The sequence below is a fragment of the Thermaurantiacus sp. genome (genome assembly GCF_053487655.1).
The window spans coordinates 20,438-27,045 of record NZ_JBRCLD010000012.1; the positions used below are offsets into that span (position 1 = coordinate 20,438).

8 protein-coding genes are annotated in these 6,608 nt (G+C 68.1%); all 8 read left to right on the forward strand.

The genetic code is table 11. The features are described from left to right. Window positions 1–33: 33 nt before the first annotated feature. Window positions 34–765 (forward strand): triose-phosphate isomerase, encoded by a 732-nt coding sequence (gene tpiA / locus ACWIQA_RS01380; protein ID WP_448581272.1) that lies wholly within the window; start codon window positions 34–36, stop codon window positions 763–765. Beyond that, window positions 762–1,391, forward strand: coding sequence for an anthranilate synthase component II (locus tag ACWIQA_RS01385; RefSeq protein ID WP_448581273.1), 630 nt, complete (start codon window positions 762–764; stop codon window positions 1,389–1,391). The genes tpiA and ACWIQA_RS01385 overlap by 4 nt, the downstream gene beginning before the upstream one ends. Continuing rightward, complete coding sequence (gene trpD / locus ACWIQA_RS01390) at window positions 1,388–2,389, forward strand: anthranilate phosphoribosyltransferase (protein WP_448581274.1); 1,002 nt, start codon at window positions 1,388–1,390, stop codon at window positions 2,387–2,389. The genes ACWIQA_RS01385 and trpD overlap by 4 nt, the downstream gene beginning before the upstream one ends. Window positions 2,390–2,398: 9 nt before the next feature. Next, window positions 2,399–3,187: an indole-3-glycerol phosphate synthase TrpC gene (trpC, locus tag ACWIQA_RS01395; RefSeq protein WP_448581275.1), complete on the forward strand. Its 789-nt coding sequence runs from the start codon at window positions 2,399–2,401 to the stop codon at window positions 3,185–3,187. Continuing rightward, a complete protein-coding gene (gene moaC, locus ACWIQA_RS01400; RefSeq protein WP_448581280.1) occupies window positions 3,187–3,657 on the forward strand; it encodes a cyclic pyranopterin monophosphate synthase MoaC in 471 nt (156 codons plus the stop codon). Before trpC ends, moaC begins: the two co-directional genes overlap by 1 nt. Then, window positions 3,647–4,849 (forward strand): molybdopterin molybdotransferase MoeA, encoded by a 1,203-nt coding sequence (locus ACWIQA_RS01405; protein ID WP_448581276.1) that lies wholly within the window; start codon window positions 3,647–3,649, stop codon window positions 4,847–4,849. The genes moaC and ACWIQA_RS01405 overlap by 11 nt, the downstream gene beginning before the upstream one ends. Window positions 4,850–4,915: 66 nt before the next feature. Continuing rightward, complete coding sequence (lexA, locus tag ACWIQA_RS01410) at window positions 4,916–5,590, forward strand: transcriptional repressor LexA (RefSeq protein WP_448581277.1); 675 nt, start codon at window positions 4,916–4,918, stop codon at window positions 5,588–5,590. Between the two features lie 270 nt (window positions 5,591–5,860). Further along, the gene (locus ACWIQA_RS01415) at window positions 5,861–6,307 is read left to right on the forward strand and encodes a helix-turn-helix domain-containing protein (RefSeq protein ID WP_448581278.1); all 447 of its coding nucleotides are present in this window, start codon (window positions 5,861–5,863) and stop codon (window positions 6,305–6,307) included. Window positions 6,308–6,608: the final 301 nt, after the last annotated feature.

Genomic DNA, 6,608 nt, shown 5'->3' on the forward strand with positions numbered 1-6,608 from the left:
CTTCCTGAACGCGCGGCGAACGGAAAGGGCGCAATGCAGCTGATCGCAGGCAATTGGAAAATGCACGGCCGCCTGGCAAGTGTTGCAGTCATCGAAGCGCTGGTCGCTGCCGGCCCGATCAAGGGCGCACAGCTTCTGGTCTGTCCGCCGGCGACCTTGCTTGCCCATTTTGCCGCGGTGGTGCGCGGCAGCCATGTGCGCCTCGGCGGGCAGGATTGCCACCCCAAGACGGACGGCGCCTTCACTGGCGACATTTCGGCGGCGATGCTGGCTGACGCTGGCGCCAGCTATGTCATTGTCGGCCACAGTGAACGTCGCCTCGGCCATGGCGAGCTCGATCCCCTCGTCCGGGCCAAGGCAGTGGCGGCGCAAGCGGCGGGGCTCACGCCCATCGTCTGTGTCGGCGAGACGCTGGCCGAGCGCGAAGCGGGCACGACGCTTGCCGTTGTGGACCGGCAGCTGGAAGGCGCGCTGCCAGAAGCCGGGCCAATGGTAGTTGCCTATGAGCCCGTATGGGCGATTGGGACCGGCCGGACTCCGACTCCGGCGGAAGTTGCAGAGGTTCACGCCTTTATCGCGAGCAAGGTGCCGGAGCGCACCGCCATCCTCTATGGCGGCTCCGTAAACCCCGGAAATGCGGCCGCACTGCTTGCCGTGCCCCATGTTTCTGGCGCGCTCGTGGGCGGTGCGAGCCTTGCTGCGGCCGACTTTCTCGCCATTGCCCGCGCAGCCTCGGCCGCAGCGGAGGTCGAGGCCGGCTCATGATCCTCGTCATCGACAATTACGACAGCTTCACCTTCAACCTTGTCCACTATCTCCTGGAGCTCGGGGTGGAGGTGGAAGTCCGGCGCAATGATGCCCTCTCCGCTGCCGAGGCGATGGCGCTGGCGCCTGCAGCCCTGTTGCTCTCGCCTGGGCCTGCCACACCCGACGAAGCCGGGATCTGCCTTGAGCTTGTCACTCTTGCAGCCCAAGCAAGGGTGCCCTTGCTCGGGGTTTGCCTCGGCCACCAGGCACTTGCCCAGGCGTTTGGAGGCCGGGTGGTGCGGGCGCCCACTCTGATGCACGGAAAGACATCGCCCGTGTTCCATGATGGAACCGGGGTGTTTGCCGGGCTTCCCTCGCCATTCACTGCAACGCGCTACCACAGCCTGATTGCCGAGCGGGATGCGCTGCCGCCCGTCCTCCAAGTGAATGGGTGGACTGCCGACGGGCTGGTGATGGGCCTGCGCCACGCGACTCTGCCCTTACACGGGGTGCAGTTTCACCCGGAGTCGATTGCAACGGCCCATGGGCATCGGCTGCTTGCGAATTTCCTCGATCTCGCCGGCATCGCCCACCTTGATGTCGCCCCGATCGAGGCGGCGCACGCGCCGCTCTTGATCCGATGACTCGACTGCCCGATCCGGCGCGGCCGATGGATGCGGCGACGGCTTCGGCCTGTTTTGCTGCGATCCTCGATGGCCAAGTGGAGGACGCCGAGCTTGGACGCTTCCTGCAGGCGCTGGCCGCACGGGGGGAGACGGCTGTTGAGATCGCAGCAGCTGCGGCCGAATTGCGGGCGCGCATGGTGAAAGTGGCAGCGCCTGATGGCGCTATCGATCTGTGCGGGACTGGTGGCGATGGAAGCCACAGTCTCAACGTCTCGACGGCAGCAGCGTTCGTAGTGGCGGCAGCTGGTGTGCCGGTCGCCAAGCATGGCAACCGGGCGTCGTCATCGAGGTGCGGGGCGGCGGATGTTCTCGAAGCCCTTGGTGCCCGGCTTGATCTTGGGCCGGCGCGCCTTGAGGCCTGTCTTGCGGAGGTCGGGCTCGTGTTCCTGTTCGCGCCTGCGCATCATCCAGCGCTGGCGCGAGTGGCACCGGTCAGGCGCGCGCTGGGCGTGCGCACGATCTTCAACCTGCTGGGGCCGCTTGCCAATCCGGCAGGTGTGCGGCGTCAGCTTGTTGGCGTTTTTGCTGCGGCTTGGATGCGGCCGATGGCGGAGGCGGTGCTGGCGCTGGGTGGGGAGCGGGTGGTGATTGTGCATGGCGGCGGGCTCGACGAGCTGGCGGTTGACACCCCATCGGTCCTTCTTTGGGCCGGGCCGGAGGGGCTGGTGGAGGACAAGTTCGATGCGGCAGCGCATGGGCTGGGGCCTTTTCCCCGGGAAGCCATTGCTGGCGGAGATGCAGCCCACAATGCCGCGATGCTGAAGGCGGTGCTGGCAGGCGACACTGGGACCGAGGCGCTCCGCGCCTACCGGGCGATCGTGGTTGCGAATGCGGCAGCGGCGCTGCGTCTCGCCGGGCGGAGCGAGGGCTGGGGGGAGGCGATCGCGCTGGCCAAGGCCGTCATTGACGAGGGCAGAGCTGGCGACCGGCTCGCGCGCCTGCTCGCCTTTCGCTAGGGGGGCAGCATGGGAGACCGGCTTCAGCCCATTCTCCAGAGGAAGCGCGACCATGTGGCAGCGCGCAAGGTGGTGCGGCCGCGCGAGAGCCTCGACTTGGCCGGAGCCCCGGCGCCGCGCGGCTTTGCCGCGGCGCTACAGCGCGCGCGGGATGCGGGGCGACCTGGGCTCGTTGCCGAAATCAAGAAAGCGAGCCCGAGCCAGGGGCTGATCCGGCCCGATTTCGATGTCACGGCCCTTGCAACCGCTTTTGCCACCGGCGGCGCCACCTGCCTTTCGGTGTTGACCGACGAGCCCTTCTTCCAGGGCGCGGACCGCAATGTCGCGCTTGCCCATGCGGCGGCGCCGCTGCCGATCTTGCGCAAGGACTTCATCCTTGACAGCTACCAGGTGGCGGAAACGCGGGCGCTGGGCGCCGACTGTCTGCTTCTCATTGTGGCAGCACTGGACGGGGGATTGCTTGGCGAGCTTGCCGCCGAGGCCGTGGAGCTGGGGCTCGACGTGCTGGTCGAAGTGCATGATGCAGCCGAGATGGAGCGGGCATTGGAGCTTCCGACGCCGCTCATCGGTGTGAATAATCGCGACCTGAGGACCATGGCGGTCGATCTCGAGACGACGCTGCGGCTGGCGGCGATGGTGCCCGGGGACCGGCTTCTCATTGCCGAAAGCGGCATCCGCGCAGCCGCCGATCTCGCCCGGCTGCATGCCGCAGGAGTGCCGGCTTTCCTGGTCGGCGAGAGCCTGATGCGTGCAACCGATGTCGCGGCGGCGACGCGGGCGCTGCTGGGCGTGGCATGATGGGCGGGCTCACCCACCTCGATAGGACGGGTGCGGCCCACATGGTCGATGTCGGTGGCAAGGCTTCGACCTCGCGCGTGGCGGTGGCTGAGGGGCGTATCCGCATGTCGGCGGAAGCGCTGGAGGCCATCCGGCAAGGCGCCGTCAAGAAGGGCGATGTGCTGGCGGTCGCCCGGGTGGCCGGAATCATGGCGGCCAAGAGGACTGCCGAACTCATCCCGCTGTGCCATCCGCTGATGCTGGAGGCGGTGCGGCTGGACCTTGATTTCGCGGCCGACGGGCTGGTGGCGCGGGCCGAAGTCGAGGTGTCGGGCAAGACCGGGGTCGAGATGGAGGCGCTGACGGCGGTCTCTGTCGCGCTTCTTGCCGTCTATGACATGGCAAAGAGCCTCGACCGGGGGATGGTGATCGAGGGCGTGCGGCTTGTCGAGAAGCGCGGCGGGAAGTCGGGGGACTGGGTTGCCGGCTGATCTCCTGCCGGTCGCGCAAGCCCAGGCGCGGCTGCTTGCAAGCATTTCCCCGCTTGCTGCCGAGACGGTGCCGCTCGCTTCCGCCCATGGCCGGGTGCTTGCCGAGACGCTGGCTGCGCGCCTGACCCAGCCGCCGGCCGATGTGTCCGCCATGGATGGCTGGGCCTGCCGCTTCGCCGAGCTTCCCGGGCCACTTTCCATCATCGGCGAGGCGGCGGCCGGGCGGCCGTTTGGCGGCCGGCTGGGACCAGGCCAGGCGGTGCGGATTTTCACTGGCGCGGTTGTGCCCGAAGGCGCCGATACAGTCGCGGTGCAGGAGGAGATGGCAGCAGAAGGCGGCATGGTACACCTGGTGGGCGAGGGGCCGCGCGGGCCGGGCGCCAATATCCGCCCCGCGGGCCAGGACTGTCGCGCGGGCGCGCCGCTGGTCGAGGCCGGCGCGCGGCTTTCGCCGGCGCAGGTCGGACTATTGGCGGCCGGCGGCCATGGCGAGGTCAGAGTGCACCGCCGGCCCCGTGTCGCGCTTCTTGCGACTGGCGACGAGCTGGTGCCGCCGGGCGCAGCTCCGGGGCCGGGGCAGATCGTCTCCTCGAACCCGGTGATGCTGGCGGGCCAGCTTGTGGCCGTCGGCGCCGCGCCGGTCGATTGCGGCATCATCCCCGACCGGGCCGGGGCGCTTGCCAGGGCGCTCCGCGAAGCTGCGGAGGCTGCCGATCTCCTCGTCACCATCGGCGGGGCATCGGTCGGAGACCACGATCTCGTCGCCCCGGTGCTGCGCGCTTGCGGTGGTGAGGTCGATTTCTGGAAGATCGCGCTGCGGCCAGGCAAGCCGCTCGTTGCCGGGCGCCTGGAGGGCACGCGGCTCCTCGGGCTTCCCGGCAACCCAGTCTCGGCCTTTGTCTGCGCGGTGCTGTTCCTCTTGCCGCTGGTGCGGCGGCTGCAGGGCGAGACACATTGCCTGCCTGAGGAGACACTTGCCGCCGCTGCAGTCGATCTCCCCGCCAACGGGCCCCGCCGCCATTATCTTCGCGCCCGGCTGACGCCTGGGGCGGGACTGCCCCTGGTCGAGCCTTTCGCCCGGCAGGACAGCGCGCTCCTTTCGGTCCTGGCCGCGGCGGACGCGCTGCTGGTGCGGCCCGAGGGTGCAGGCCCGGTCGCGGCGGGTTCCTCCGTTCCGGTCCTAAGGCTCTGAGAGGGCTTGACCCACTGCCAGAAGTTCGCCTAATGTTCTTGTCATGTTCAGGCAGAGGCGGAGCGGATGCTGACGGCCAAGCAGCATGATCTCCTTGCGTTCATTGCCGCGCGTCTTGAGGCGACCGGGGTTTCGCCCTCCTTCGAGGAGATGAAGGAGGCGCTTGACTTGAAGTCCAAGTCGGGCGTGCATCGCCTTGTCGAGGCGCTGGAGGAGCGGGGGTTCTTGCGGCGGCTTCCCAACCGCGCCCGCGCGCTCGAGGTGCTGCGGCTGCCCGGCGATGCCTTGCCTGCGGCGCGCGGTGCCCCAATTGCCGACCTTGCCGCGGTACGCGCCCGGGCGGCGGCGCGGAGCCTGTCACGCGTTGCCAGCCTGCCGTTCGCCGGGCGGATCGCGGCCGGCCGGCCGATCGAGGCGGTGGAGGATCGCGAGACGCTCGACGTGCCCGCCGAGCTTCTGGGCGGTGGCGAGCATTATGCGCTCCAGGTTGTCGGCGACTCGATGGTGGAGGCGGGCATTCTCGACGGCGACTTCGCCCTCATCCGCAAGTGCGAGGAAGCGCGCCCAGGCGACATCGTCGTCGCGCTTATCGACGAGACCGAGGCGACGCTCAAATATTTCCACCGCGAGAAGGGGATGGTCCGTCTCGACCCGGCCAACAGCGCTTACCCGCCCCAGCACTATCTCCCGTCGCGGGTGCGCATCCAGGGCCGCCTCGCCGGCCTCCTGCGCCGCTACTGACCTGTCCTACAGGAGGGCATCGGCCCAGGGTTGCGGCCATGCCTGCCCCCGCCCCCGCTCCCGCACCTTCCGCCCCTGCCCGCTCCGTATTCGCCCTCGCCCGCGAAAGCAGGGCGAAATGGTGACGGCCTTGTAACCTGCCAGAACGGCTTCCTCGATAGCCCATCAGCGCATACCCAAACTCCGCCTTGCGGAAAGCGTGCGGGTCCTGTTCGGGGACCAACCGCGTCTTCGCGACGTAACCGATCGCTTCGAAAGGAGTGAAAGCCGATGACAGACATTCGTGGCCGAGGTGAGGACTTGGCGGAAGCGCAGTGGATTGCGGAGGTTCTTCGCAACTGGCGGCAGGACAATGCGCTGACCCAGGAGAATCTTGCCGAGCTGTGCGGACTTTCGGTTCGTGCCATTGAGAATTACGAGAGCGGTCGTCGCGTTCCCAACACGCAGGCGCGTCGGTCGCTGGCGCGGGGAATGAAGGTCGACGAGTCCCTGTTTCGAGCGCCTGCGCCGAATGTGGTTGCAGCTTGGCTTGCGGGTCGTTCCGGTTCGTTGGCGGTCGCCGTCGAGCCGGTGTCCTCGGCGCAGATGGTCGAGGCGCTGTTTCGTCCACCGGTGGAGATGATCCATATCGACATGTCGGCGCTTCCCGACGCGATGATGGGTGAAGGCGCAGAGATCGAGGAGGCCGCGGTCGATCTCCTCAATCTGTGGGAGTAAATCCCACCGACTGACCGAGGAAAACTTGTACGGGACCTCTTTCTCTTGCTCTCCGAAATGGGTCGCTCAGGTTTCCAGGTCTACGGCGGCCGCGTCTCGGGCAGCGCGAAGCTTGGGCCGAAGGGCAAGATTCCGTGGCGGCAGTCCGTCTTGGTCGCGAGGCCAATTGCCGACCCGATCCGCTACGCGGTGATCGTTCCCGACCACGCGCGATGAGCCGTGTTCCGCTGCCGGATTGTCGTCATTTGAAGGCTCAGCCCATCAGTGCCGGGAAGAAGCTCTCGTGGGCGGTGCGGAGGGT